Annotated in this window: 22 protein-coding genes, 2 tRNA genes and 1 pseudogene; 4 read left to right on the top strand and 21 right to left on the bottom strand. The window is 71.7% G+C overall.

The features are described from left to right. Nucleotides 1–63: 63 nt before the first annotated feature. The 6 genes from DWB77_RS25435 to leuS form a co-directional block, all read right to left on the bottom strand. Nucleotides 64–951 carry a YceI family protein gene (locus DWB77_RS25435; RefSeq protein ID WP_120723439.1) on the bottom strand — a complete coding sequence of 296 codons (888 nt, stop codon included), beginning with the start codon at nucleotides 949–951 and terminating at the stop codon, nucleotides 64–66. 369 nt (nucleotides 952–1320) lie between these two features. Next, nucleotides 1321–3873, bottom strand: a complete 2553-nt coding sequence (locus DWB77_RS25430) for a ComEC/Rec2 family competence protein (RefSeq protein WP_120723438.1) — start codon at nucleotides 3871–3873, stop codon at nucleotides 1321–1323. Beyond that, the gene (locus DWB77_RS25425) at nucleotides 3870–5012 is read right to left on the bottom strand and encodes a ComEA family DNA-binding protein (protein WP_120723437.1); all 1143 of its coding nucleotides are present in this window, start codon (nucleotides 5010–5012) and stop codon (nucleotides 3870–3872) included. The genes DWB77_RS25430 and DWB77_RS25425 overlap by 4 nt, the downstream gene beginning before the upstream one ends. A gap of 208 nt (nucleotides 5013–5220) precedes the next feature. Continuing rightward, nucleotides 5221–6066 carry a DegV family protein gene (locus DWB77_RS25420; RefSeq protein ID WP_120723436.1) on the bottom strand — a complete coding sequence of 282 codons (846 nt, stop codon included), beginning with the start codon at nucleotides 6064–6066 and terminating at the stop codon, nucleotides 5221–5223. Nucleotides 6067–6180: 114 nt separating this feature from the next. Next, on the bottom strand, nucleotides 6181–6855 hold the full coding sequence (locus tag DWB77_RS25415) for a hypothetical protein (protein WP_120723435.1): 675 nt from the start codon (nucleotides 6853–6855) through the stop codon (nucleotides 6181–6183). Nucleotides 6856–6974: 119 nt separating this feature from the next. Next, nucleotides 6975–9848: a leucine--tRNA ligase gene (leuS, locus tag DWB77_RS25410; RefSeq protein ID WP_120723434.1), complete on the bottom strand. Its 2874-nt coding sequence runs from the start codon at nucleotides 9846–9848 to the stop codon at nucleotides 6975–6977. A gap of 393 nt (nucleotides 9849–10241) precedes the next feature. On the opposite strand from leuS, the gene DWB77_RS25400 reads away from it, so the two are divergent. Further along, nucleotides 10242–11429 carry a ferric reductase-like transmembrane domain-containing protein gene (locus DWB77_RS25400; RefSeq protein WP_120723433.1) on the top strand — a complete coding sequence of 396 codons (1188 nt, stop codon included), beginning with the start codon at nucleotides 10242–10244 and terminating at the stop codon, nucleotides 11427–11429. A gap of 28 nt (nucleotides 11430–11457) precedes the next feature. Then, on the top strand, nucleotides 11458–13017 hold the full coding sequence (locus tag DWB77_RS25395) for an NADH-quinone oxidoreductase subunit NuoF family protein (protein WP_120723432.1): 1560 nt from the start codon (nucleotides 11458–11460) through the stop codon (nucleotides 13015–13017). A gap of 206 nt (nucleotides 13018–13223) precedes the next feature. On the opposite strand, the gene DWB77_RS25390 is transcribed toward DWB77_RS25395, so the two are convergent. Next, nucleotides 13224–13296 (bottom strand) — tRNA-Ala (locus DWB77_RS25390). Between the two features lie 116 nt (nucleotides 13297–13412). Here DWB77_RS25390 and DWB77_RS25385 point away from each other — a divergent pair. Beyond that, nucleotides 13413–14687, top strand: a pseudogene (locus tag DWB77_RS25385) (glycosyltransferase 87 family protein); the annotation flags it as partial. On the opposite strand, the gene DWB77_RS25380 reads toward DWB77_RS25385, so the two are convergent. The 9 genes from DWB77_RS25380 to DWB77_RS25350 form a co-directional block, all read right to left on the bottom strand. Continuing rightward, nucleotides 14581–14814: a hypothetical protein gene (locus tag DWB77_RS25380; RefSeq protein WP_053726163.1), complete on the bottom strand. Its 234-nt coding sequence runs from the start codon at nucleotides 14812–14814 to the stop codon at nucleotides 14581–14583. The pseudogene DWB77_RS25385 and the gene DWB77_RS25380 overlap by 107 nt on opposite strands. A gap of 2 nt (nucleotides 14815–14816) precedes the next feature. Next, nucleotides 14817–14984: a hypothetical protein gene (locus DWB77_RS37970; RefSeq protein WP_162952612.1), complete on the bottom strand. Its 168-nt coding sequence runs from the start codon at nucleotides 14982–14984 to the stop codon at nucleotides 14817–14819. A 266-nt stretch (nucleotides 14985–15250) separates the two neighbouring features. Further along, nucleotides 15251–15323: transfer RNA gene (locus tag DWB77_RS25375), tRNA-Ala, on the bottom strand. A gap of 112 nt (nucleotides 15324–15435) precedes the next feature. Next, on the bottom strand, nucleotides 15436–16092 hold the full coding sequence (locus tag DWB77_RS25370; protein ID WP_120723431.1) for a histidine phosphatase family protein: 657 nt from the start codon (nucleotides 16090–16092) through the stop codon (nucleotides 15436–15438). Then, nucleotides 16089–16526, bottom strand: a complete 438-nt coding sequence (gene rsfS, locus DWB77_RS25365) for a ribosome silencing factor (RefSeq protein WP_100578254.1) — start codon at nucleotides 16524–16526, stop codon at nucleotides 16089–16091. Before rsfS ends, DWB77_RS25370 begins: the two co-directional genes overlap by 4 nt. Nucleotides 16527–16628: 102 nt before the next feature. Beyond that, a complete protein-coding gene (locus DWB77_RS25360; RefSeq protein WP_120723430.1) occupies nucleotides 16629–18353 on the bottom strand; it encodes an LCP family protein in 1725 nt (574 codons plus the stop codon). 46 nt (nucleotides 18354–18399) lie between these two features. After that, entirely contained in the window at nucleotides 18400–19017 is a 618-nt protein-coding gene (nadD, locus tag DWB77_RS25355; protein ID WP_120723429.1) for a nicotinate-nucleotide adenylyltransferase, read from the bottom strand. 38 nt (nucleotides 19018–19055) lie between these two features. After that, the gene (locus tag DWB77_RS37965; RefSeq protein WP_162952611.1) at nucleotides 19056–19220 is read right to left on the bottom strand and encodes a hypothetical protein; all 165 of its coding nucleotides are present in this window, start codon (nucleotides 19218–19220) and stop codon (nucleotides 19056–19058) included. 81 nt (nucleotides 19221–19301) lie between these two features. Beyond that, nucleotides 19302–19487 (bottom strand): hypothetical protein, encoded by a 186-nt coding sequence (locus tag DWB77_RS25350; protein ID WP_120723428.1) that lies wholly within the window; start codon nucleotides 19485–19487, stop codon nucleotides 19302–19304. A 111-nt stretch (nucleotides 19488–19598) separates the two neighbouring features. Here DWB77_RS25350 and DWB77_RS25345 point away from each other — a divergent pair, with 111 nt between their 5' ends. After that, the gene (locus DWB77_RS25345; protein WP_120723427.1) at nucleotides 19599–20714 is read left to right on the top strand and encodes a M48 family metallopeptidase; all 1116 of its coding nucleotides are present in this window, start codon (nucleotides 19599–19601) and stop codon (nucleotides 20712–20714) included. Nucleotides 20715–20776: 62 nt separating this feature from the next. Here the strand turns inward: DWB77_RS25345 and DWB77_RS25340 are convergent, their stop codons facing one another. The 5 genes from DWB77_RS25340 to proB all read right to left on the bottom strand — a co-directional run bounded on the left by DWB77_RS25340 (nucleotide 20777) and on the right by proB (nucleotide 25847). Next, on the bottom strand, nucleotides 20777–21856 hold the full coding sequence (locus DWB77_RS25340; protein ID WP_120723426.1) for a hypothetical protein: 1080 nt from the start codon (nucleotides 21854–21856) through the stop codon (nucleotides 20777–20779). 89 nt (nucleotides 21857–21945) lie between these two features. Continuing rightward, nucleotides 21946–22653 (bottom strand): hypothetical protein, encoded by a 708-nt coding sequence (locus DWB77_RS25335; RefSeq protein WP_246033629.1) that lies wholly within the window; start codon nucleotides 22651–22653, stop codon nucleotides 21946–21948. A gap of 79 nt (nucleotides 22654–22732) precedes the next feature. Further along, the gene (locus DWB77_RS25330; RefSeq protein ID WP_120723425.1) at nucleotides 22733–24034 is read right to left on the bottom strand and encodes a glutamate-5-semialdehyde dehydrogenase; all 1302 of its coding nucleotides are present in this window, start codon (nucleotides 24032–24034) and stop codon (nucleotides 22733–22735) included. A 73-nt stretch (nucleotides 24035–24107) separates the two neighbouring features. Further along, nucleotides 24108–24566 (bottom strand): hypothetical protein, encoded by a 459-nt coding sequence (locus DWB77_RS25325; protein ID WP_120723424.1) that lies wholly within the window; start codon nucleotides 24564–24566, stop codon nucleotides 24108–24110. Nucleotides 24567–24719: 153 nt separating this feature from the next. After that, nucleotides 24720–25847, bottom strand: coding sequence for a glutamate 5-kinase (gene proB / locus DWB77_RS25320; RefSeq protein WP_120723423.1), 1128 nt, complete (start codon nucleotides 25845–25847; stop codon nucleotides 24720–24722). Nucleotides 25848–26102: the final 255 nt, after the last annotated feature.

Genomic DNA, 26102 nt, shown 5'->3' with positions numbered 1-26102 from the left:
CGCGGGGGGGGGAGGGAGGGTGGGCGGGCACGGTGTACGGGCCCGCCCCCAATTCCCCCCGAATCAGCCCGCCTTGGGGACGACCTGAATGTCGAGGTCGATCGAGATCGAGGATCCGATCGCCGCGATCCCCCGCGCCAGCATCGTCTGCCACGTGAGCGTGAAGTCCTCGCGGTGCAGTTCGGTACTGGCCCGGCAGGCCCCCCTGGTCTCCCCGCCGAGCCCGGTGCCCAGGCCCAGGTACTGCGTGTCCAGCGTCACCGTACGGCTCACGCCGTGCAGCGTCAGGCCGCCGATGATCGCCCACCGACCGCCACCCCGGTGCACGAAGCGGTCGCTGTAGAACTCCATCGTCGGATAGCTGCCCACGTCCAGGAAGTCGCCCGACCGCAGGTGGTCGTCGCGCATCGTGACCCCCGTGTCGATGGAGGCGGTGTCGATGATGACGTGCATCGCCGACCCCTCCATGCGCTCACCGATCCGGATGGCCCCGGCGAACGTGTTGAACCGGCCGTGGATCCGGGCGAGGCCGATGTGGCTCGCGGTGAAGCCGATCTGGGAGTGCGTCGGGTCGAGCTCCCACTCGCCCGGGTCCGGCAGCGTCGGCGGGGTGGCGACCTGGAGCGTGATGTCGCCGAGCGAGGCGAGCCCGCTCGCGGTGACACTGGCGTTCCCGTGGAAGGGCGTGTACCCCTCGGCCGTGACGGCCAGCCGGTATTCGCCCGCCGGAACCGTCGTGACGACCGTCCCGAACGGGTCGGTCTCCCCCGCCACGACCTTGCGGCCCGAGGCGTCGCTGACCGTGAACTCGGCCCGCTGGACGGGTTCGCTGACCGGGTCGAGCACCCGGCAGCTGAGCACGCCCGCGGTCGGCGGGACGGAGAGCCCGGCCAGGGGCCCGGAACGAAGCGGAGAACTGGTCGAGCTCTTGCCGAACCAGCGGCTGAACACTGTGCACGCACCCCCGTGCGAAGAAGTATCTGCCGGGCGGTTCGGGTCCGGACATCGTCGTCCGCCCTCGACACCGCAGGTCCCCGGCCCCTTGACGAAGACGCATTCGATCACTGATGTGCCGTTCGAGGCAAACGCGGTACGTGTGCGCTGTTGAGGCACCTGTCACCAGAGGCCCGAATTGGCCATTCCGGTTGCCCGGGCCCCACGGACCACGTACCGGCCCCGCCCCGCCCGGCGGTCCCGTACCGGACCTGGGTCCAGCGCCGATGTCCCCCCTCCCCAACGCCCGCCAACGTGACCGGAACGTCCTTTTCGAGGCGGGCTCGTCTGACCATCAACTCGACTCAAGCGCGCGCTGGTTGGGCCTCAGGGGCCTCGCCCCCGGGGCACCGCCCTCAGCCCGTCACCGACCCCCGTCACCGCGACGGCCCCCTCGGTGTCCGTGCGCAGCACCGCCGCTCCCGCCGCGCGCAGTACGGCCACGGTGCGGGGCGCGGGGTGGCCGTACCGGTTGCCCCGTCCGACCGAGATCAGCGCCAGCCTCGGCCGTACGACCCCGAGCAGCGCGGGATCCTGGTGGGCCGAGCCGTGGTGGGCGACCTTGAGGACGTCCACGGCAGCGAGCCCCGGGTTCTGCCTCAACAGGGCGCGCTGCGACGCCGGTTCGAGATCGCCGGGCAGCAGCAGGGTCAGCCCCGAGCCGGTGCGGACGAGCAGGGTGACGCTGGCGTCGTTCGAGCCGTCCGGGGCCGGCCCCGGCTCGGGCGGCGGCCACAGCACCTCCCAGGAGAGCCCGCCGAGCACCCGCCGCTCGCCGTACCGGGCCGGCACCACCGCCACCCCGGCCGCCGCCGCGGTCCGCCGCACGAAAGCGGCCTGGTCGGGCGGCTCGGCGAACCCCGTCGTCTCGATCACCCCGACGGACCGGCCCCGCAACACCCCGCCGAGGCCGCCCACATGGTCGGCGTGGAAGTGGGTCAGCAGGAGCAGCGGGACGCGGGTCACACCCAGCTCATGGAGACACCGGTCGACCGGCTGGGGCTCGGGCCCGGTGTCGATCACCACCGCGGTCCCCGCGCCCGCGGCCAGCACCGTCGCATCACCCTGGCCCACATCGCACATGGCGTACGACCAGTCCCGCGGCGGCCACCCCGTGACGATCCTGGTCAGCGGGGCGGGCCGCACCACGGCGAGCAGCAGAAGCAGTGCGAGCGAGGCGGCCGCCCAGGGATACCGGAGCAACCTGCGCCCCACGAGCACCACGAGGCCGGTCGCGAGGGCGAGCAGCAACCCCCCGCCCCACCCTCCCGGCCACTGCGTCTGCGCCCCGGGCAGCGCCCCTCCGGTGCGGGCCACCGAGGCGATCCATCCGGTGGGCCACCCCGCGCACCAGGCGAGGACGTGGGCGAGCGGCATCGCGATGGGTGCGGCGGCGAGAGTGGCGAAGCCCAGGACCGTGGCCAGCGCCACCGCCGGCTCGGCCAGCAGATTGCACGGCACGGCGACCAGGCTGACCCGCGCCGCGAACACGGCCACCACCGGCGCACAGACCGCTTGCGCCGCTGCCGCAGCGGCCAGCACCTCGGCCATCCCGTTCGGCACCCCGCGGCGTCGCAGTACCGCGCTCCATCCCGGCGCGATCGTGAGCAGCGCCCCCGTGGCCAGCACGGAGAGCAGGAACCCATAGCTACGCGCCAGTTCGGGCGTGTAGAGCACCAGGAGCAGTACGGCGGCGGCCAACGCGGGGATCAGTGATCTGCGCCGGCCCGTGCCGATGGCCAGCAGAGTGACCAGGCCGCAGGCGGCGGCGCGTAGCACACTCGGCTCGGGCCGACACACCACGACGAAGGCGAGCGTGAGCGCCCCGCCGATCAGCGCGGTCGCCCGCAGGGAGATCCCGAGCCTCGGCGCGAGACCACCCCGCTCCGCGAGCATGGCCCGTCCCGGCGTCCCGATCAGCAGCGCGAGCATGATCGCGAGGTTGCTGCCGGACACGGCCATGATGTGCGAGAGGTCGGTCGCCCGGAACGCGGCACGCAACTCGGGAGTGACCCGAGAGGTGTCGCCGACGACGAGCCCCGGCAGCAGCGCCCGCACATCCGGCGCGAGCCCTTCCGAAGCCTTCCGCAGCCCGGCCCGCAGCTCACCGGCCATGCGCTGTAGGGATGTTGGTGGCCCGGTGACACGGGGTGGCCCGTTCGGCGCTTTCAGTACGGCGGCGACATCCCCCTCACCCGGCGCGAGCCGTCCGCTCACCCGTACCCGCGTCGACGGCAGCAGGCCCTGCCAACTCGCGGGTGCGATCACCAGGACCGGCGTATGGACCCGCTGCGTCCTGCCACCCGGCCCGAGGACCTTCTCCACCTCCGCGTCCACCGCGAACGAGGCACCGCCCCAGCCCGCCGACCGGATCGCCCGGGGATCCGCGCGGACCACCAACTCCACGTCGGCCTGCCGGAACCCGGCCGCGAGCCCGGGCAACGGCCCCCGCCGCACCTCGGCGGCATGCAGCCCTCCGGCCAAGATCCCGACCGCCGCACACGCCAACACCCCCGCGGCGGCCCCTCGATACCGCCGGCCATCTCCTCGCCCCCGATCCCGTTCATCTCGACCCCGTTCACCTCGACCCCGTTCACCTCGACCCTGTTCGTCCAGGCCCTTGCCGTCCCGATCCCTCTCATTCCGGTCCCGGCCCCTCAGAAGCTGCCGCACATCCGGCGCCACGAGGATCCCCGCCAGGGCGAGACACAGCCCGGACCACCAACTCGCCTGATCCAAGGGCCAGTTGAGCGCTGCGGCCGCGCCTCCCCAGGCGCCGAGGGCGGGGCCGATCAGGCGCAGGTCCGTCGGGCCTTCTCGGTAGGGGTTGGCCGAGCCAAGGCGGTGGCCCGCCCCGGCGTGGATCTCTGGGCGGTTCACAGCCGCACCAGGGGTTGCAGGTCGTTGAACCGTCGCGCGCCGATCCCATGGACCTCGCGCAGTTCATCGACGGAGCGAAAGCCGCCGTGCTGGGCGCGGTAGGCCACGATGTGCTGAGCGAGCACGGGGCCGACTCCGGGCAGCCCGTCCAACTGCTCCACCGAGGCGGAGTTGAGACTGATCGGCCCGCTCGCTCCCCCACCCCCCGCGGCGCCACCACCCCCGCTTCCGCTTCCACCGGAACCACTGCCCGACCCCGAGGGAGCCGCACCCGGCACCCCGGCCAGCACCTGTTCGCCATCCATGAGTGGCCGCGCTCGGTTGAGGCTCGTCAGATCGGTGCCGTCCCGCACACCGCCCGCCGCGGCCAGCGCGTCGGCCACCCGGGATCCGCTGGGCAGCCGGTAGATCCCCGGCCGCCGCACCTTTCCGCCCACGTCCACCACGAGCGCTCCCGTTGGCGCCGGCGCCGGATTCGCCAGCGGGTGGGGCATGGCGGTGGAGCTCGGGCCTCCCGCGCCGGGCGGCCCCGTCCCGTTGCCCGCGCTCTTCGCCCCGGACAGCGGGGGTGCCGACCCCTCGACGCGTTCCGACCCCTCGACGCGTTCGGGCGCCCGTACGGACTGGGGGCGCCCGGACCAGAAGTGGTGCACGGCGAACCCCGCGGCCACCAGCAGGACCAGGCACAGCGCGGCCAGACTGCGCGGAGCGAGACCGAGCCTCGTCTGGACCCACACCGGCAGCCGCTCCCGGACGGCCGCCAAGACCCGGTCCCGTACCGCCGTCAGCGCCCGGTCCCGTACCCCAGGAATGTCCGGCTCGGCCCGTACCCCGACGGCCCGCGCTCCGGCCTCGCGCCGTTCGGCGGCGTCGACCGGCTCGGTCAGGGCATCGCGGGACGCGAAGGCCAACTCGCCGAGGGTGCGCGCCGTCGGGGAGACGGGTTCGTGCGGTGGGTCCGCCGTGCCCGGTGGGGAGGGGAGGAACAGTGCGTCCGCGCGCCTGCGGGCGGTCAGGACGGTGACGGGGGCCTGGGCGGCGGCCCGGTTTCGGTGACCGCGGCCCGTGCGGGCCCGGCCGTCGGAACCGGGGGCTCGGCCCGGGCCGCTCGTGGCGGTGCGTGCTGATCGGATTGCCATGTCACGAGAGGCTAGACACCTCGGGCGTAACCCGCTGATCACCCTCAATTTCCGTGGACAACCGGCCAGTTGTGGATAACTCGGTCACCCGTAAGAGGGGGCGAGGACGGCCGGAGGAACGAGCGGTGGTAGCCAGTTGGGGGGGTGAGGGCGGCCGGAGGACGCCCGCAGACAGGCCCCCTCGAAGTGCTCGGTGAGTCGGCCCCGCTCAGCGCGGCGAGACGATGGCCCCCAGTAGACCCGGCCCCGTATGTGCCCCGATCACCGCTCCGACCTCGCTCGTGTGCAGGTCGACCAGGCCCGGTACGCGCGCCCGTAGCCGCTCGGCGAGGGTGGCGGCGCGGTCCGGTGCCGCGAGATGGTGAACCGCGATGTCGACCGGGCTGCTCCCCGCCCGCTCGACCACGATCTCCTCGAGCCGTGCGATGGCCTTGGAGGCGGTGCGCACCTTCTCCAGCAGGTCGATCCGGCCGCCGTCGAGCTGGAGGAGCGGCTTGACGGCGAGGGCCGAGCCGAGCAGGGCTTGCGCGGCCCCGATCCGGCCACCGCGGCGCAGAAAGTCCAGGGTGTCGACGTAGAAGAAGGCGGAGGTCGCGCCGGCTCGTTTCTCCGCGGCGGCCACCGCCTCGTCGAGACTGCCTCCCGCGTCGGCGACTTCGGCCGCGGCCAGGGCGCAGAAGCCGAGGGCCATCGCGACCATCCCGGTGTCGACCACACGCACCGGCACGGGGGCCTGCCGGGCGGCCAGCACCGCGGCATCGTAGGTTCCGGAGAACTCGGCCGACAGATGGAGGGAGACGATCTCGGTCGCTCCCGCGTCGGCGGCCTTGCGGTAGGCGGCCGCGAACACCTCGGGGCTGGGCCGGGACGTGGTGACGGGGCGTCTTTTTTGCAGGGCGAGCGCCAGCGAGCGGGCCGAGATCTCCGTGCCCTCCTCCAACGCCTGGTCCCCCAGGACGACGGTCAACGGCACTGCGGTGATGCTGTGCCGCTCCATCGTCTGCGGCGGCAGATAGGCCGTGGAATCGGTGACGATCGCGACATGGCGGGACATGAGCGGGAGGTTACCCGCCGATGCCGCCGCGCGGCAGTCCGGCCCTGGCGCAATGATCAGTTCGGGTCAGCTCCGACCGGGCTGCACCAGCGCTTCGACCTGGTGTTCACGGGCTCAACTCGTGGCTTCGGGGCGGGGTGCCTTCTGCCATGGGTAGGTCACCGGCGGCTTCGCCGCGTCTATCGCCGGGCCCGGGGTGTCCGAAAGGGCGTCCCAGGACGCGGGTTCGCCCGTGGTCGGCCCCTTGGTCGACCAGTCGCGCAGGGCGCCCGACTCCATCTCGATCTGCTGGCCGAGCGCGGCGAGGTCGTCGTCGGCGAACTGCCGGGCCCGGTCCCGGGCCGCCCAGCGCAGCGAATCGGCGGAGTGCGTGATCCGCTCGGTGCGCTCGCGGAGCTCCGGCATGCGTTCGGCGGTCCTGCGCTTGTCGGGCTCGCGCTCCAGGCGCCTCAGCTCGTCGTCCAGTTCATGGCCGTGCGCGCTGAGCCGCTCGAAGAGGGCGATGGACTCCCTCAGCGACTCGTCCTCGGCCAGGCGCGCGTGCAGCGCCTCCTGGGTGGCCCGCATCGAGGTGCGCAGAGAGAGCCGCAGCTGGGCGAGGTGGCCCGCTACGCCGGGCTGGCCCACGCTCTTGGCGCGCAGCGCGGTGTCCTCGACCGTCCTGCGGGCCTGGGTGACCGTGCGCTCCACTCCGCGCTTGGCGGCGCCGACCGCCTTGACCGTCACGTACACACCGAGCGCCACGAAGGCGACGAACAGCAGCGCCATGATCAGGATCGCGGCTTCCATGAACGTCCCCTCGGTCGGTCGGCTTCGTCCTCTCCACCGTAAACGGAACGGGCAGGCCGTGGGTTCCCGTGGAACCCCCAACCTGCCCGTAGGGGAAAGCCCCAGTGCCGCTTCGGCCGTTACGCGGGGACGATGTTCACCAGCTTCGGCGCGCGCACGATGACCTTGCGGATGCCCGCGCCGCCCAGTGCCGCGACCACGGCTTCGTCCGCCAGGGCCAGCTTCTCCAGCTCGTCGTCGGAGATGGCCGGCGGCACCTCCAGGCGCGCCTTCACCTTGCCCTTGACCTGGACCACGCAGGTCACGGCCTCGTCCACGACGTACGCCGGGTCGGCGACGGGGAAGGCCTGGTGCACCACCGAGTCGGTGTGGCCCAGCTTGCGCCACAGCTCCTCGGCGATGTGCGGGGCCAGCGGCGCCACCAGCAGCACCAGCTGTTCGGCGACCGGTCGCGCCAGCGGGCCGCCCGCCTTGGTCAGGTGGTTGTTCAGCTCGGTGATCTTGGCGATGGCGGTGTTGAACCGCAGCCCCGCCAGGTCGCCGCCGGCGCCGTCGATCGCCTTGTGCAGGGCGCGCAGCGTCGCTTCCTCGGGCTCGGCGTCGGTGACGGTGACCTCTCCGGTCGCCTCGTCGACGATGTTGCGCCACAGCCGCTGGAGCAGCCGGTACTGGCCGACCACGGCGCGGGTGTCCCAGGGGCGCGACACGTCCAGGGGGCCCATCGCCATCTCGTACAGGCGCAGCGTGTCGGCGCCGTACTCGGTGCAGATCTCGTCCGGAGTGACCGCGTTCTTCAGGGACTTGCCCATTTTGCCCAGCTCGCGCTTGACGGGCTCGCCCTCGAAGAAGAACTTGCCCTCGCGCTCCTCGACCTCGGTGGCCGGCACCGGGAAGCCGCGGCTGTCCCGGTAGACGAACGCCTGGATCATGCCCTGGTTGTACAGCTTGTGGTAGGGCTCGGCCGACGAGATGTGGCCCAGGTCGAACAGCACCTTGGACCAGAAACGGGCGTACAGCAGGTGCAGCACGGCGTGCTCGGCGCCGCCGACGTACAGGTCGACGCCGCCGGTCGGCATGGACTCGCTCGGGCCCATCCAGTACTGCTCGATGGCCGGGTCGACCAGCTTGTCGCTGTTGTGCGGGTCCAGGTAGCGCAGCTGGTACCAGCAGGAACCGGCCCAGTTGGGCATGGTGTTGGTCTCGCGGCGGTACTTCTTGACGCCGTCGCCCAGGTCCAGCTCGACGTTGACCCAGTCCTCGTTGCGGGACAGCGGGGTCTCCGGCGAGGTGTCGGCGTCGTCGGGCTCGAAGGTGCGCGGCGAGTAGTCGTCGACCTCCGGCAGCTCCAGGGGCAGCATCGACTCGGGCAGCGGGTGGGCGATGCCGTCCTCGTCGTAGACGATCGGGAAGGGCTCGCCCCAGTAGCGCTGGCGGCTGAACAGCCAGTCACGCAGCCGGAAGTTGACGGTGCCCTCGCCGATGCCGCGCTCGCTCAGCCACTCGGTCATCCTCGCCTTGGCCTCGACGACGCCCAGGCCGTCCAGCGAGATCTCGTCGTTGGCGGAGTTGACCAGCTCGGCCTCATAGGAGGCGAACGCCTCGTCCCACGTCGAGGCGTCGGTGCCGCGGTCGTCGGAGGGCTGTACGACGCAGCGCATGGGCAGCTCGAAGGCGCGGGCGAAGGCGAAGTCACGGGTGTCGTGCGCCGGAACCGCCATGATCGCGCCGGTGCCGTAGCCCATCAGCACATAGTCGGCGATGAAGACGGGAACCTTTTCGCCGCTCACCGGGTTGAGGGCGAACGCACCGGTGAAGACGCCGGTCTTCTCCTTGGCCTCGGCCTGGCGCTCCACGTCGGACTTGGAGGCGGCGAACGCGCGGTACTTGGCGACGGCCTCGGCCGGGGTGGCGTGCCCGCCCGTCCACACCTCGTGGGTGCCCTCGGGCCAGGCGGCGGGCACGATGGTGTCGACCAGCTCGTGCTCGGGCGCCAGCACCATGTAGGTGGCGCCGAACAGGGTGTCCTGGCGGGTGGTGAAGACGGTGATGGCGTCCGAGTCGCCGACCTTGAAGTCGACACGGGCGCCCTCGGAGCGGCCGATCCAGTTGCGCTGCTGCAACTTGATCGCTTCCGGCCAGTCCAGCGCGTCCAGGTCGTCCAGCAGGCGGTCCGCGTAGGCCGTGATGCGCATGTTCCACTGGCGCAGCTTGGACTTGAAGACGGGGAAGTTGCCGCGCTCGGAGCGGCCGTCGGCGGTGACCTCCTCGTTGGCCAGCACGGTACCCAGGCCGGGGCACCAGTTGACGGGCGCGTCCGAGGCGTACGCCAGGCGGTACTCGCCCAGGACGTCGGCGCGCTCGCCGGCGCTCAGCGCGGCCCAGTCACGGCCGCCGGGGACCTCGCGGCTGCCGTCCTCGAAGGCGGCGACCAGCTCGGCGATCGGGCGGGCCTTCTTCGCGTCGGCGTCGTACCAGGAGTTGAAGATCTGGAGGAAGATCCACTGGGTCCACTTGTAGTACTCGGGGTCGATCGTCGCGAAGGAGCGGCGCTTGTCGTGCCCCAGGCCCAGCCGGCGCAGCTGCGCCTTCATGTTCTCCATGTTGGACTCGGTGGAGATCCGCGGGTGCGTCCCGGTCTGCACGGCGTACTGCTCGGCGGGCAGTCCGAAGGCGTCGAAGCCCAGCGTGTGCAGCACGTTGTGGCCGGTCATGCGCTGGTGGCGGGCGTAGACGTCGGTGGCGATGTAGCCCAGCGGGTGGCCGACGTGCAGTCCCGCGCCCGAGGGGTACGGGAACATGTCCATGACGAACTTCTTGGGCCGGGCGGCGACGTCGGGGTCACCGGCCAGGTCGCCCGTCGGGTTGGGCGCCGCGTAGGTGCCGTCGGCGTCCCAGAAGTCCTGCCAGCGTGCCTCGATGTCGGCGGCCATGGCTGCCGTGTAGCGGTGCGGCGCGGCCGTCTCTGCGGCGGCAGCGGTGTTCGTCTCGCTCATGTCCTCAAAGCTCCATCGATCGTCTCTGCCAGCGGTTACGAGCGTTCGTCCGTCGATCCGCCATCGAATCGCCAAACGAAAAAACCCCTCGCACAGGAGGGGGCGCCGCGCCGAGTCCGACCGGATCTCTTCATCGGTCGGGAGTGTTCAGCGCGGCTCGCTAAGCAGAAGGCGTACGGCACGCATGGCGTCAGGGTACCGCAGGCCCCACAAGGCCCGCACGAAGTACCCGTGGGGGGTTCCGGAACCCGGCCGTGGGGGGTGCCGGGGCGAGGTTACTCCGCGTACCGCCCTCTACTGGGGCAACCGTTCAAACCCCGTACTGGCTGGTATGGGGCGACCTAGCATGCCGCCACGGGACCGCTTTGCCGAACCACTCGGAGTCGCCCCACCATGAAACCTCGCAATCCGCTCAACCCGCACCATCCGCGCCACAATCCCGCCCGGGGCCGTCCGGCCCGCAGGGGCGGACTCTCCGCCGCCGCACTGGGCGTCGTCGCCCTGCTCATACCGCCGCTCGCCCTCCTCTCGTCGGGGGCCCTGCGCGCCGCCGTGGACTTCACCTCCGGTGTCCTGTCCCTGGTCTCCCTGACGGCCTCCGTCGCCTGGGGCCTGCTCGCCACCGACCGGCTGTTCCTCACCCCGCGCGACCGCCTGCTGGCCCAGGGCGTCCACCGGGCGACCGCCGTGGCCTCCATCGGCTTCCTCCTGCTGCACGTCACCGTCAAAATCGCGCTCGGCCACGTGGGTCTGCTGGGTGCCGTGGTGCCGTTCGGGCTCGGCCTGACCGGCTCCTCCGGCCTCATCGGCTTCGGGTCGCTCGCCGGGGTCCTGATGGTCCTCACGGCCGCCACGGGCGCGATGCGCAGCGCCTTCACCACCCCGGGCCGCATCGCGGCGCGCTGGCGCGCGGTGCACATGCTCGCCTATCCGGCCTGGTGCTCGGCGCTGGTGCACGGCCTGTACGCGGGGCGACCGCCGGCCGCCTGGGTCGTCACCATGTACGCCCTGAGCCTTGCGGGAGTCGCCGGCGCGCTGGCCGTACGCGCGCTGCCACGCCCGGTCAAGCGCCGCATCGCCGCCCGCCTCGCCTCCTTCCGGCCGCGCCCGGAGAGCGAGCTCGCGGAAGTCCCCGTACCGCCACGGCCCACAACTCCGCCCACGTACGAGACGTCCGCGATGCCGCCGCACCAGCCGCCCTCCTACGAGGCCGCGTACGCGACGCCGTACGAAACCTCTTATGAGGCGCAGCCGACACAACCACTACGTGGTGGCGGCCCTCGCCACGAAGTCCTCGAAGAGGCGCGGCAGTTCGAGGGGGCACGGTATGAGCCCCCGCATGAGGCGCTGCCCCGCTACCGGCCCTCCGAGGCGGCCCCCAGCGGTGCGGGCACCGGCATCTCGGCCGGCTACCGCGCGGTGTCCCTCGCCCCCACCGCACCCGCGGGCCCCCGCTGGCCGGCGCCCTCGCCGCGCCCTCCGGAGTCGCTGCCCGCTTCCGCGCCGTCCACGCCCTATCAGCCGCCGGCCGCCGGCGAGCCCTGGCACACACAGCCGGGCTCCTCGGAAGAACGCCCGTGACGGTGCCCGCAACAGCAGGAGTACGACCATGAACACGCCCCTCCCCGATGTTCCCGAGGTCCGCGTCGTGGGCCTGCCCCATTTGACGGCGGGCTTCGATCTCGTCGAGCGCCTGGCCCTGCCGATGCACCTGAAGGTGCACGGCCCGCTGAAACCGGTCGACGGCGAACGGCTGGCCAAGCTCGCCGACGACATCTCCCTGAACGGTCGCGGCGGCGCCGGTTTTCCCTTCGGCCGCAAACTGCGCGCGGTGGCCTCCGCCGCGATCCGGCGCGGGATACGCCCGGTCGTCGTCGTCAACGCCAGCGAGGGCGAGCCCGCCTGCCGCAAGGACACCGTCCTGGTGTGCCGGGCCCCCCATCTCGTCCTGGACGGCGCTCTGCTGGCCGCTGAGGCGCTCGGTGCCCGCACCCTGGTCGTCGCCGTCACCCGTGATTCCACGGAGGCCTCGATCCGCGCGGCCCTCGCCGAGCGCGGCCTCACCGACAAGCGCGGGCCGGCCCTGCGCGCGCGGGTGGTGCGCACCCCCGAGCGCATGGTGTCCGGCGAAGCCTCCGCGGTGATCCGGGCCGTCGACGGCGGGCCCGCCCTGCCGCCCGGACGCCGCGAACGGGCCGCCGATTCGGGTGTCGGCGGCGCCCCGACGCTGCTGTCCAACGCCGAGACGTTCGCCCAGCTCGCGGTGGCCGCCCGGCTCGGCCCGCAGCGTTTTTGCAACACCGGCGAGCCGACCGAGCCGGGCACGGTGCTGCTGACGCTCTCCGGGGCGGTCGCCCGGCCGATGGTCGTCGAGGTCCCGACCGGGGTGCCGCTGCGCTATGTCCTCCAGTTGGCCGGGGCCCCTTCGCTGCCTCAGGGCGTCCTGACCGGCGGCTATCACGGCAGCTGGCTGAACTCGGTGGCCGCCCATGACGCGGCCGTCTCGCGTGCCTCGCTCTCCGCGCTGGGGGGTGCTCTCGGGGCCGGCGCGATCCTGCCGATCGGTCCGGGTACGTGTGCACTCGGCGAGGCGCTGCGGGTGGCCAACTGGCTGGCGGCCGAGACGGCGGGCCAGTGCGGCCCGTGCCGACTGGGGCTTCCGGCCGCGGCGGGCGGCCTCGCCGATGTGCTGAACGGCGGCGGCCCGGCGGCTCTGGAGGCGCTGCGCGAGGTGACGCGGGCGGTGAAGGGCCGCGGTGCCTGCAAGCACCCCGACGGCTCGGCCCGCTTCCTCGCCTCGACTCTGGCCTCATTCACGGACGACCTGGCGGCCCATGTGCTGGGCGGGGGCTGCGGCAGGCCGACGGTCGGCGTGCTGCCGCTGCCCGCCCCCGGCTACCAGGAGGAGGGCGTGCCGAGCGGCGAGAAGGTGCTGGTGGACTGGACGTTGTGCGAGGGCCACGGCCTGTGTGCGGACATCGTGCCGGAGCTGATCCGCCTCGGCCCCGACGGCTACCCCCTCGTCGCCGACGCCACGGTGCCGATGCATCTACGGGGGCGCGCCCAACGGGCCGTGCGCCGCTGCCCGGCGCTCGCGCTCCGGATCGAGCAGGCCCCGGCCGCGCTCCCCCAGATCAGCCGCAAGGCCCTGGGCAGCGGCCGGAGTTGACCGTTTCCATTTCCGCTTTCGACCGTTTCTGATCATTACCGCGTCCTGAAGGGAACGCGCGCACGCTGAGGTACTTCTTGGGGCCCGCCTCCCCAAGAGGTACCTCGGGCCCGGAGGACCCCGGGGAGGGGACAACGACGGGGACAACAAGGGGGACAACACGAAGGCGGGCCATCCGAATCATCGGATGGCCCGCCTTCTCACTGTGGAGCTAAGGAGAATTGAACTCCTGACCTCCTGCATGCCATGCAGGCGCTCTACCAACTGAGCTATAGCCCCTTGTTTTGTTGCCGTCCGGTTTCCCGCGGCGACATCGAGAACATTACACGGTCCCCCCGGTGCTTCACCAAATCGGTTTCCGTTCTGTACGAAGAAGGACGGTAACGTCCACCTTCGTGACCGTGAAGGTGCTCGCACACACCGCTGCCCGCTTCCCCTCGGCCCGCCGTCCCCTGCCGCTCGCCGCCGCCGTCTGCCTGCTGTCCTTCGCGCTCTTCTGGGCCGCTCAGCGGGTTGCCGGGGTCTCGATGATCGACCTGATGGTCTATCGGGCCGAGGGCCAGACCGTACGGGCCGGCGCCGATCTCTACGCGATGCGCGCGACCGAGGCACGGCTGCCCACCACCTACCCGCCGTTCGCGGCGCTGCTGTTCACCCCGCTCACCCTGTGCGGCGTCCCGGAGCTGCGGGCCCTGGCCACCATCGCCAATCTGGGGCTGCTGCTCGCCCTCGCCCATCTGTCGCTGCGGCTGGCCGGTCGGCGTCGGCCCGGCGCCGCGCTGTGGGTGGCCGCGCTCGCCGTGTGGTGCGAACCGGTGTGGACCACGCTGCGCTACGGCCAGATCAATCTGCTGCTCGCCGTCGCGGTGCTGTGGGACCTCACCCGCGAGCGGGGCCACCGCTGGGCCGGTACCGGCATCGGGCTCGCGGCCGCGGTGAAGCTCACCCCGGCCCTGTTCGCGCTGTTCCTGCTGATCGGCGCGGCCGTCCGGGCGAGGAGCGGCTCCGGCAGGGACCTGCTGGCCATGACCGTGCGGGCCGCCGCGGTGTTCTGCGCCGCCACGGTGGCGTCCGCCGTCGTGCTCCCGTACGACTCGCTGCGTTTTTGGACGGCGACGGTGTTCGAGGCGGGCCGGGTCGGTCACGCCGAGGACACCGCGAACCAGTCGCTGCGCGGGGTGCTGGCCCGGCTGCTGCACACCGGCGAGCCGGGGCCGTGGTGGACGGTGGCCGCGGCCCTCACGGCGGCCCTGGGCCTCGCCGTCGCCGTCCGCGCGGAGCTGCGCGGGGAGCGGGCCTGGGCGGTGGTGGCCTGCGCGGTGACGGCGCTCCTGGTGAGCCCCGTCTCCTGGTCGCACCACTGGGTGTGGTGCGTGCCCGCGGTGGTGCTGCTCGTCGTGGAGCGATCGCGCTGGGCGCTGCTCGGGACCGTCTTCTGCGCGTACGCGCTGTGGTGGGTCCCGCACGGCACGAGTCGGCCCGAACTCGCCCAGAGCGGCGGCCAGATGGCGCTCTCGGCGCTGTATCCCGCGGCCGGGGCGGGACTGCTCGTCCTGGCGGCGCTCAGGCCGTGGCGAAGGAGTAGAAGCGCTTCAGCGTGCAGTGCGCCTCCAGGAGACGGCCGTAGATCGGCTCCCCCTCCAGCTCCCGATAGGTCTCGATCGGGTCGCCCTTTATGATCAGCGCCCTGGCGCATTCCTCGCACCAGTACTGGTAGTCGGTGTTGACCGGATCCATGTCCCTGACGATGGGCGTACCACTGCCGCACCAGTCGCATTTCCGCCTGTGTGCACCCATGTTCAGCTCCAGCTGTGGCCGCAGGCCGTGCACACGTAGGACACGCCGCCGTTGTCGCCGAGCATCTGGGCGACGTGGGCGGAGCCGCAGGAGGGGCAGCTCAGGTGGGCGCCGGACGCCGGGGCTCGCGGACCGCCGGACGGCTGTGGGAATGCGTCGCTCGCGGGCATCGCGCACTCCCTCCCGTTCGGTCCGTCGTCCCCCTCCGGCCGTCCCGATTCTGCCATGCCCTCGCAAGAGGGTCAGTGCTGTCACCGTACGAGACCGGACACGCCGCCCAGGACGGACCCGACCGCGGGAGCGAAGGGGTACTCCTGGGCGCACGGACACCAGCGTGCGCCCCCGTGCCTCGCGACCACCGGGCGGAAGTATCCGTTCAGGGCCCACCCCGGACAACAAGAAGATCCCGCCCCCACGAGGGGACGGGATCCGATTGTGGAGCTAAGGAGAATTGAACTCCTGACCTCCTGCATGCCATGCAGGCGCTCTACCAACTGAGCTATAGCCCCGCTGCTCGCCGTGTTTCCGCCTCTTCGGCGGTCCCGCGCTGCGAACAAGAAGAACTTTAGCCTGTGACCTGCCGGAAAGTGAAATCCGGCCCGCACCGCCTCTGAGCAGCGGTTAGTCGTCGTCGCCGAGGACCGGCTCGGGGAGCGTGCCGGCGTTGTGTTCCAGCAGGCGCCAGCCGCGCGCGCCCTCGCCGAGGACGGACCAGCAGCAGTTGGTGAGGCCGCCCAGGCCTTCCCAGTGGTGCGCCTCAAGACCGAGGAGTCGGCCGATGGTGGTGCGGATGGTGCCGCCGTGACTGACGACGACGAGGGTGCCGCCGTCGGGCAGCTTGTCGGCGTGGCGCAGCACGACCGGGGCGGCCCGGTCGGCGACCTCGGTCTCCAGCTCACCGCCGCCCCGGCGCACCGGCTCGCCGCGCTTCCACGCCGCGTACTGCTCGCCGTAGCGGGCGACGATCTCCTCGTGCGTGAGCCCCTGCCAGGCGCCCGCGTACGTCTCCCGCAGCGCCGAGTCGTGCTCGACCGGCAGGCCGGTCACGGCCGCCAGCTCGGCGGCGGTGGCGGCGGCCCGCTGAAGGTCGGAGGCGACGATCGCGTCGGGCTTGAGCGCGGCCAGCAGGCGCGCGGCGCGATGCGCCTGCCCGATGCCCGTCTCGGTCAGCGCGATGTCCGTGGAGCCCTGGAAGCGGCGCTCCAGGTTCCAGGCCGTCTGGCCGTGCCGCCACAGGACTATCCGGCGGCCCCTGCCGCCCTGGGTGGTGCCGTTCAGCTCAGCTCACCGTCCGTCTCGTCGGCGCCGGTCAGCGCGGCGTGCTCGGCGGCCTTGCCGCGGGTCTTCATGGCGTCGTCCGGGAGGGGCAGCTCGGGGCAGTCCTTCCACAGGCGCTCGAGGGCGTAGAAGACGCGCTCCTCACTGTGCTGGACGTGCACGACGATGTCGACGTAGTCGAGCAGGATCCAGCGGGCGTCGCGGTCGCCCTCGCGGCGCACCGGCTTGGCGCCGAGCTCCTTGTTGAGCCGCTCCTCGATCTCGTCGACGATCGACTTGACCTGGCGGTCGTTGGGCGCGGAGGCGAGCAGGAAGGCGTCGGTGATCGACAGCACATCACTGACGTCGTACGCGATGATGTCGTGCGCGAGCCGGTCGGCAGCCGCCTGAGCGGCGGCGGTGATGAGCTCGATGGAACGGTCCGTGGCGGTCACAAGCAGGCTTTCGTCGGCGGTCAGATCGGATCAGATCGAATTCCAGGATCTCACGGACCGCCGACACTCCCGAAAGGGTTGCTCCCGGGAGTGCCCGGTGCCTCACTTCGTGATCTTGTAATCCTTGCCGATGACGACCGACACGTCGGCGTTGGCGGCCGCCTTGCCCTGCTTGACGGCGCTGTCCGGCAGATTGAGCGTCTTGGCGACCTCGACCGCGCTCGCCCTGTTCGCCGCGTCGCCGTACAGGACCTGGGAGGTGGCCTGCGCGCCGGCGCTTCCGGCGTCGACGAACCCGTAGCCGCCGTTGATCAGGGCGACCCGGGCGGCCTCGGAGGCCTTGGCGTTGCCGCTGGCGTTCTTGACGCCGACCCGCAGCGCGGAGCCCTTGTCGGCCCCGGCGCCGAGCTTGCCGCCCAGGACGTCCTTGACCACGCTGTCGCTGGTCTGCTGGCTGAGCGTGCCGTCGGGCTGCACCGGGAGGAGCGCCGTCTTGTACGCGCCCACCTTGGCGTGTTCGGCGAGCTTGGCCAGCGCGGCCCCCAGGTCGCTGTCCGGCAGCGACGGGTCGAGGATCTGCGCGAGCGTCTGCACGGTGACGGTGGCGGCCTTCGGATCGTCGGAGATCTTGCGCAGCACCCCGTACATCACCGTGCCGAACCGCTGGAGCTGCTTGGTCTCGGGCTCGCCGGGGCCCCGGTAGGTGGCGTAGGCGACGGCCATCTGACCGGTGAGCGTCTGGTCGTCGCCCTTCTTGACCAGCGGATCGCCGCCCTGCTTGGCACCGGGAACGTCCACATCCGTACTGATGTCGATGTTTCCGACGAGGTCGACCAGGTTTTCGAGATACGGGGTGTCAAGGCGCCAGGAGCCGGTGATCTTGGCGCCGAGGAGGGTGGAGAGCGACTCGCGGGTGCTCTGCGAGCCGTCGGCGTCCACCGACTTGCCCAGGGTGGTGCGGTTGCCCTCGTCGTCGGAGACCGCGAGCGAGTTGGGCAGCAGCACGGTGGTGCCCTGCTTGGTGGTCACGTTGTTGACGAGCAGCGCCGTGGAGGTGCCGCCCGCCTTGGTGTTGTGCAGATGGACCACGATGACGTCGCGCTGCTGGGGGCCGGCCGGGGTGGCGGCGCCGTTCTTGGTGTCCGAGGAGGACGAGAGTCCGGGCAGCTTGCCGGCGAACCACAGGTAGCCGATGCCGCCGACCGCGATCAACGCGACGGTCACGATCAGCGCGATGACACGGTGGCGGCCGCGGCGCTTGGCTTCCTCGCGACGCTCGCTGCGGCTCTCGGTGAACTTGAGCCAGTCGATGACGTCTTCGGAGTCCTCGTCGGGTTCCTCGATGAACGAGAACTGCTCGGTGCGGTAGTCGCGTTCGGCGCCGGCACCGTGGTCGTCCCGCCGCTGCTGCGGCACCACGGGCGGGTCCTGCGGCTCGGCATCCGGCGCCGGGGCGGCCGGGACGACCGGCTGCTGCGCGGTGCCGTAGTCGTGCCCGTGGCCCTGCTGCGGAAACTGCTGAGCGCCCTGGAACTCCTGTGCCTGCTGGGCCTGTTGGTGCGCTTGAGCCTGCTGGTGCGTCGGCTGCTGCTGATGCTGGTGCGGCTGTTGTTGCTGCCCGTAGGGGTCGTACGTCGACTGCTGCGGGACATGGGTCTGGTCGTACCCGTACCCCTGTTGCTGTTGCTGCTGCTGGGGCTCCTGGAGTTGGCCGTACGGGTCGTACGCCTGCTGCGGCTGGACCTGCTGGTACACCGGCCGGCCGTACTCGTCGTACCCGACCAGCTGCACCTGCGGCGCATACGGGTCGTACTGGCGGTCGTTCACCGGTGGCCTTCTTCCACTCGCCGACGTACAGGCGGTACAGCTGGACTCACTCGCCGCGATACAGCTGGCGCTTGTCGATGTAGCGGACCACACCGTCGGGAACCAAATACCAGACGGGGTCGCCCTGCGCGACCCGTGCCCGGCAGTCCGTCGAGGAGATCGCGAGGGCCGGCACCTCCACCAGCGAGACCCCGCCCTCGGGCAGCCCGTCGTCCGTCAGGACGTGGCCGGGCCGGGTCACTCCGATGAAGTGGGCCAGCGAGAACAGCTCCTCGGCGTCGCGCCAGGTGAGGATCTGGGCGAGCGCGTCGGCCCCGGTGATGAAGAACAGGTCCGCGTCGGCGTTGAGGTCGCGCAGATCCCGCAGGGTGTCGATGGTGTACGTCGCCCCGCCGCGGTCGATCTCGATGCGGCTGACCGAGAACTGGGGGTTGGACGCGGTCGCGATGACCGTCATCAGATAGCGGTCCTCGGCCAGGGAGACCAGTTTGTGGCTCTTCTGCCACGGCTGCCCGGTCGGCACGAACACGACCTCGTCCAGGTGGAACTGCGAGGCCACCTCACTGGCGGCCACGAGGTGTCCGTGATGGATCGGATCGAACGTTCCGCCCATCACACCGATGCGTCGCTTCACCGGACCGGTAGGCACTTCCTGCTCTCCCATGCGTGCAGAGCCTACTGGCCCGGCTTTTCGGCCCCGACTCAGCGGTCGCGGTTGAAGCGGGTGGTGATCCAGAGCAGGAGGAGCAGGGCGAGCAGCGCACCGCCGCCGGTCATCCAGGGCTGGAGGCTTTCGTGGTTGCCACCGTGCTCGGCGCCGCCTTCGGCGAGCGAGACCAGGTTGGCGGCGGTGCTGTGGAGGCTCATCTTCGGCAGGACCTATCCGGGAGTCGGGGCGGAGACTTCGCGCACATCGTATGCGGGCGGCCCGGGCACGCTCACGCCGACTCAGTCGTTGTGGTTGTCGTCGCCGCCGTTCGAGCGGTATCCGCGCAGCAGGAACCAGGCCAGGAGGGCGGCGCCGACCATGGAGGCAAGCAGCAGGATCCTCAGCAGGGCGCCCGGGCCCTGGCCCGAGGCGTCGGCGAGAGCGGTGACGGCGTCCGGCAGTACGCCCGGAGTTGCGTCCGACATGGCAGGTCTCCTCGAAAGTTATCCACAGGCCCCCGGGCCACGGTATCCCCACCGCCTAGGGTGGATGTCGTCAGGGGGACGAGCCGACGACTCGAACGACAGGGGGCACCCATGACCGAGGACTTCAACGACAACGTGCCGAGCAGGCAGCGGCGCAGGTTTCCCGGGATCTCCTCCCGGGCCTACGAACACCCCGCCGACCGCTCGGCGCTGGTCGCGCTGCGCAGGCTGACCGGCTTCGACACCGTCTTCAAGGCGCTCAGCGGGCTGCTGCCCGAGCGAAGCCTGAGGCTGCTGTTCCTCTCGGACTCGGTACGGGTGAGCGACGCCCAGTTCGCCCATCTCAACTCCATGCTGCGGGACGCCTGTTACATCCTGGACCTGGAGAAGGTCCCGCCGATGTACGTCACTCAGAACCCGCAGCCGAACGCGATGTGCATCGGTCTCGACGAGCCGATCATCGTGGTGACGACGGGTCTGGTCGAACTGCTCGACGAGGAGGAGATGCGCGCGGTCGTCGGCCACGAGGTCGGCCACGCCCTCTCCGGCCACTCCGTCTACCGCACGATCCTGCTCTTCCTCACCAACCTCGCCCTCAAGGTCGCCTGGATCCCGCTGGGCAATGTCGCGATCATGGCGATCGTGACGGCGCTGCGCGAGTGGTTCCGCAAGTCGGAGCTGTCCGCGGACCGGGCCGGGCTGCTCGTGGGCCAGGACCTGAAGGCCTCGATGCGGGGGCTGATGAAGATAGCGGGCGGCAACCACCTGCACGAGATGAACGTGGACGCCTTCCTGGAGCAGGCCGAGGAGTACGAGTCCGGGGGCGACCTGCGTGACTCCGTGCTGAAGATCCTCAATGTGCTGCCCCGCACCCATCCGTTCACCACGGTCCGTGCCGCCGAGCTGAAGAAGTGGGCCGAGTCCCGGGACCACCAGCGGATCATGGACGGCCACTACCCGCGCCGCGACGAGGACAAGGACACCTCGGTCACCGACTCCTTCCGCGAGTCCGCGGCCTCGTACGCCGACGCGGTCAAGAGCAGCAAGGACCCGCTGATGAAGCTCGTCGGGGACATCGCGGGCGGCACGGCCGACCTGGGCGGCAAGCTGCGCGACAGGTTCACCGGCACGGCGACGCGGCCGTCGCCCTCGGACCCGGCACCCGGTCCCGACGCCGAACCGCCGACGGACCAAAAGCCGGGGCAGAACGGGCAGGGCCAGGGCTGAGGGGGCGCCCTCACGGGGGCGATGAAAGGGGGGCGAGCCAAGGGGGGGGCGCGGGCCGGACGTCATCCGCCCGATGACGGCTGGGCCCCGGTGGCCAGGGTGCCGCAGAGCGCCTCGGGGGCGGGGCCGGTCGCGTACGGGTCGGTGCCGGCCGGGCCCCGCGCACTCGCCCGCTCCCCCGCCAGCAGCGGGCGCAGCCGGCTCGCGACCTCGGCCGAGCAGGCCTGCGGACCGGCCTCGACGGTGCTGGACTGGATCTCGGTGCGGTTGACCCGTAGGTCTTCGCGGTCGAGCCGGAAGTGCAGCTCGCGGCGGACCGTGAAGAGCGAGGCGCCGGGCGGGTGCGGGGCGTTCCCGGCGGGCCGCAGGGCGTACACGAAGACGTAGTCGGCGGCGACGGTGAGTGCGTCCGTGCCGGACTCCGCGTAGCTCATCGCCCCCTGGACCCGGATCCGGGGATCGGCGAGGGCCACCTCGGCCGGATCGAAGCGCACCAGCCAGCCGGTCGCGGAGTGCCGGCCGTCACCGGCCGGAGTGGCCAGGCTCTGGTCGAACTGGGCCATCAGATCGGGGTCGAGCAGTACCCGGATCTGGTGGTCGGGGCCGCCGGCGAGGACGTCCGGGTCGAGGGAGGACTTGATCAGGTAGTCCTTGGCGATGGACAGCGCGTTCATCACCTGCGATTCGGAGAAGTGCGCGGTCTTGGCGGCCGACGGCAGGCTGATCCCCGATCCGCCGATCCGGAACTGGGCGGCCGGGCTGTGCGCGAAGAGCCGCTCGGCGTCACCGCCCGGGACCGGGCCCTCGGGGGCCAGCGGGATGACGGTCATCCGCAGCGGCTCGGGGTGGCCGGTGAGCGGCGGCTGGTAGGGGTGGCGGATGCCCATGTAGATGGCGGTGCTGAAGGCTATGAGGAGCAGCAGCACCAAGGCGACGGCGGGTTTGGAGGAGGGTCTGAGGGACCAGCTCGAACGGGACCGCACGGCCCGGGCGTGCTCGCCCATCCGCTCCTGGGCGGAATACTCCTGGAGGCGTGCAGCGCGGACGAACGATTCGTCGAAGACGACGGACCGGTACTCGTCGTCGCCACCGCCGGGGAGGCCCTCCGGTGTCCCCTCGGGTGGCTCTCCGCGCCCTGCCATACCTTCAGGGTAGGTCCGGCGGGGGGTGGGTAAACGCGCTGGTCCACGACAACTTCTGACGATTCCCGACGCGACGGTTCTCGGGTTGTTCAGACGGGCGGGTGGGGCCCGAGGGGCAGCGAATCGGCCGGGGCCAAACCCTCACCCGGCGCCAGGGCCCCCTGTGGTCCCTCAGCACCGCCCGAGGCCGCCCCGCCGACCGACCCCGAGCTCCCCGCCGCGCCGCCGGCACCCCCCGCGCTCCCCGCGCTCCCCGTGCCGGCCGCGATCGTCGGGTTGTCGACGTTGCTCGTGGCCGGGGGCGAGGGCGGGATCTTGTCCTCGTGGTCGGAGGAGGCGCCTCGGTAGACGGCGGAGAAGGCGAGGGCGACCATGCCGATGCCCATGATCACGGCCAGGAGCCAGGCGATGGGCCGGTGCCAGCGGGCGTGCCCGCGGTAGGGGCGCAGGGCGCCGCCGAAGCGGCCGTAGGGGCCGGCTTCGGCGCCGCCGGACAGGCCGGGGCCGCCGAGGTCGCCCGGGTCGCGGCCGGGGCGGTAGGGGTCGGATTCGTAGCCGTCGTCGTAGGGCTCGTCGTCGGGGGCTCCGGCGCCCGCGCGGGCGCGGGCCGCCTCGGCTTCGGCGCGGGCCTGGGCGGCGGCGAGCAGCCGCTCGACGGCGCTGGGTTCATGGATTTCGGCGGCTCGTACGAAGTCCTCGTCGAAGACCACGGAGGCGAATTCATCGTCCGCGCCCCCGCGGTCGTCGTCGGGCTCCCAGCCGTCCGGGAACGGCCCGCCCCCTGCGTCGTCCGGCACCCGTTCAGGGTAGCCGTGGGCGGGCCGGTTTGGGCAGCCGGTGACGGAACTCGCCTGCCGGGAAAGGGAGTCGGGGTGGCTAGCGGATGTGGCCGTCGCCGGTGACGATGTACTTCGTCGAGGTCAGTTCGGGCAGTCCCATGGGGCCGCGGGCGTGCAGCTTCTGGGTGGAGATGCCGATTTCCGCGCCGAATCCGAACTGGCCTCCGTCGGTGAACCGGGTGGAGGCGTTGACGGCGACGGTGGTGGAGTCCACCAGCTGGGTGAAGCGGCGGGCCGCGGCCTGGGAGGTGGTGACGATGGCCTCGGTGTGTCCGGAGGTCCACCGCCGGATGTGGGCGACGGCCGCGTCCAGGGAGTCGACGACGGCCGCGGCGATGTCGTACGAGAGGTATTCGGTCTCCCAGTCCTCGGTCGTGGCTTCCACGACGGTGGCCTTGGAGGCGTCCGCGTAGGCCCGCACGCGTTCGTCGGCGTGGACGGTGACGTTGGCCTCGGCGAGCGCGTTCAGGGCGCGCGGCAGGAAGGCGTCCGCGATGTCCCGGTGGACGAGGAGGGTTTCGGCGGAGTTGCAGACCGAGGGCCGCTGGGCCTTGGAGTTGATCAGGATGTCGACGGCCATGTCGAGGTCGGCCTGGGCGTCGACGTAGACGTGGCAGTTGCCGGTGCCGGTCTCGATGACGGGGACGATGGATTCCTCGACGACGGTGCGGATCAGCGAGGCGCCGCCGCGCGGGATGAGGACGTCGACGAGGCCACGGGCGCGCATCAACTCCCGTACGGAGTCCCGGGATTCGCCGGGTACCAGCTGGATGGCGTCGGCGGGCAGGCCCGTGCCCTCGACCGCGTCGCGCAGGACGCGTACGAGGGCGGTGTTGGAGGCGTAGGCGGAGGACGAGCCGCGCAGCAGGACGGCGTTGCCGGACTTGAGGCAGAGGGCCGCGGCGTCCACGGTCACATTGGGCCGGGCCTCGTAGATGATGCCGACGACGCCGAGCGGGACGCGGATCTGGCGCAGGTCGATGCCGTTGGGCAGGGTGGAGCCGCGGACGACTTCGCCGACGGGGTCGGGCAGGGCCGCCACGTCGCGCACGTCGGAGGCGATGGCGCGGATCCGCTCGGGGTCGAGGGTGAGCCGGTCGATGACGGTTTCGCTGGTGCCGGCCTCGCGGGCCTTGGCGACGTCGAGGGCGTTGGCCTCGACGATCTCGGCGGTCCGCGCTTCGAGGGCGTCGGCGATCGCGAGCAGCACCTCGTCCTTGACCGCGCGCGGAAGTGGCGCGATCTCGGCGGCCGCGGCGCGCGCCCGGTGGGCGGTGCGCGTGACCGGGGACATGTCGTCGTGGGCGGGAGCCGGCGTGGGCGAGGAGTGCGAAGCCATGTCCGCAGGGTAATGCGCGCGGGCCGGGCGTTTCGCCCCGGTTCCACTGACCGAGACGGGGTGGACGGTCGGGTCAGAAGGGGTGGACGCCCACGGGTGCGGCCGGTGGTGGCCCGTACCCCTCGGCGAGCCGCTGGTGGTAGGTGCCGCGGTCGATGACTTCCAGGCCGACGATCTCCCAGGGCGGGAGCTTGGCGGTCGAGCGGTGTTCGCCCCACAGGCGCAGCGCGACGGCTGCCGCGTCATGGAGGTCGCGGGCCTCTTCCCAGTAGCGGATTTCGGCGTGGTCACCGGCGTAGCGGCTGGTCAGCAGAAAGGGATGGTCGTGGGCGAGCTGTTCGAGGCCGCGGCGGACCTCCGTCAGCGGCGCCTCGGCTCCGCAGACGCTGAGCGTGATGTGCCACAGCCTGGGGGTGTCCCCGGCCTTTTCGGGTACCTCTGTGGCTTCGACGTCGGCCCCCGTCCCCACACTGGTCAGGGTCCGCTCAGCCGTCGTCCCTCGGGGCGCCGCCCCCGGGCGCGCTCGTCTCACCGGCGGCCTCCTGTGCTGCTGTGTGCGATGCGGTGCGGTACTGCGCGGGTTCCGGTCCGCGCGTACCCCCGTCTTCAAAGTTGACCAGCCCGAGGCCGGGCGCGGGGTGGTTTTCCTGAAGGTGTCTGTCTTATGGCTGGACTTTCAGCCGTTTCAGGGGTGCAGGACGACCAGATCGTCCCTGTGTACGACTTCGCGCTCGTAGCCGGGGCCGAGTTCTCGGGCGAGGTCGTGGGTGGAGTGACCGAGGAGCCGGGGCAGTTCCTTGGCGTCGAAGTTGACGAGGCCGCGGGCGATGGCGCGGCCCTGGAGGTCGCGCAGCTCGACGGGGTCGCCCGCGACGAAGTCGCCTTCGACGGCGGCGATCCCGGCGGGGAGCAGCGATTTGTGGCCGTCGACGATGGCGCGGACGGCTCCGTCGTCGAGGATCAGGGCGCCTTGCGGGGTGGAGGCGTGGGCGAGCCACAGCAGGCGGTCGGCGGAGCGGCGCCCGGTGCGGTGGAAGTGGGTGCCTGTGGCGCGGCCGGCCAGGGCGTCGGCGGCGTGGCTGGCGGAGGTGAGGACGACGGGGATGCCGGCGGCCGCCGCGATGCGGGCGGCCTCGACCTTGGTGACCATGCCGCCGGTGCCGACGCCGGCCTTGCCGGCGCTGCCGATCTGGACGTGGGCGATGTCGTCGGGGCCGCGTACTTCGTCTATCCGCGAGGTGCCGGGTTTGGCGGGGTCGCCGTCGTAGAGGCCGTCGACGTCGGAGAGCAGGACGAGCAGGTCGGCGCGGACGAGATGGGCGACCAGGGCGGCGAGGCGGTCGTTGTCACCGAAGCGGATCTCGTCGGTGGCGACGGTGTCGTTCTCGTTGACGACGGGCAGGGCGCCCATGGCCAGCAGCTGGTCGAGGGTGCGGTAGGCGTTGCGGTAGTGGGCGCGCCGGCTGGTGTCGTCGGTGGTGAGCAGCACTTGTCCCACGCGTACGCCGTAGCGGGCGAACGAGGCGGTGTAGCGCGCGACGAGGAGGCCCTGGCCGACGCTGGCGGCGGCCTGCTGGCGGGCGAGGTCCTTGGGCCGGCGGCGCAGGCCGAGCGGGGCGAGGCCGGCGGCGATGGCGCCGGAGGAGACGAGCACGATCTCCTTCTCGCCGCCGCTGCGCGCTTTGGCGAGCACGTCGACGAGGGCGTCGACCCGGTCCGCGTCGAGTCCACCGGAGGCGGTGGTGAGCGAGGACGAACCGATCTTGACTACAATCCTGCGGGCCTGTGCCACCTGCTGCCTTGCCACTGTCACACGGTGAAATCTATGTCAGGACGGGCGGTGGGCGCTTGGAGGTTCCAGTCGGCGGACAGTCTCATCAAGGCCGTGCACCTGACCTTTAAGCTCGAAAAAGTGTGAAAACTGGGGATGTCGTGGTGGGACGGGGTGCTGAAGCCCACACGTCCGTACCGTGCGGTTTTATACCGGCCGGGCAAATTTCGCGGCGGAAGTGAAACCTGGGGAGCCGCTACGCCCTCCCTCCTGATGACTGTTCGAACAACTCCATGG

It is taken from the genome of Streptomyces hundungensis, assembly GCF_003627815.1.
GTDB lineage: Bacteria > Actinomycetota > Actinomycetes > Streptomycetales > Streptomycetaceae > Streptomyces > Streptomyces hundungensis_A.
Note: the sequence above shows the minus strand (reverse complement) of the source record. Positions and strands in the feature narration are given on the sequence as shown.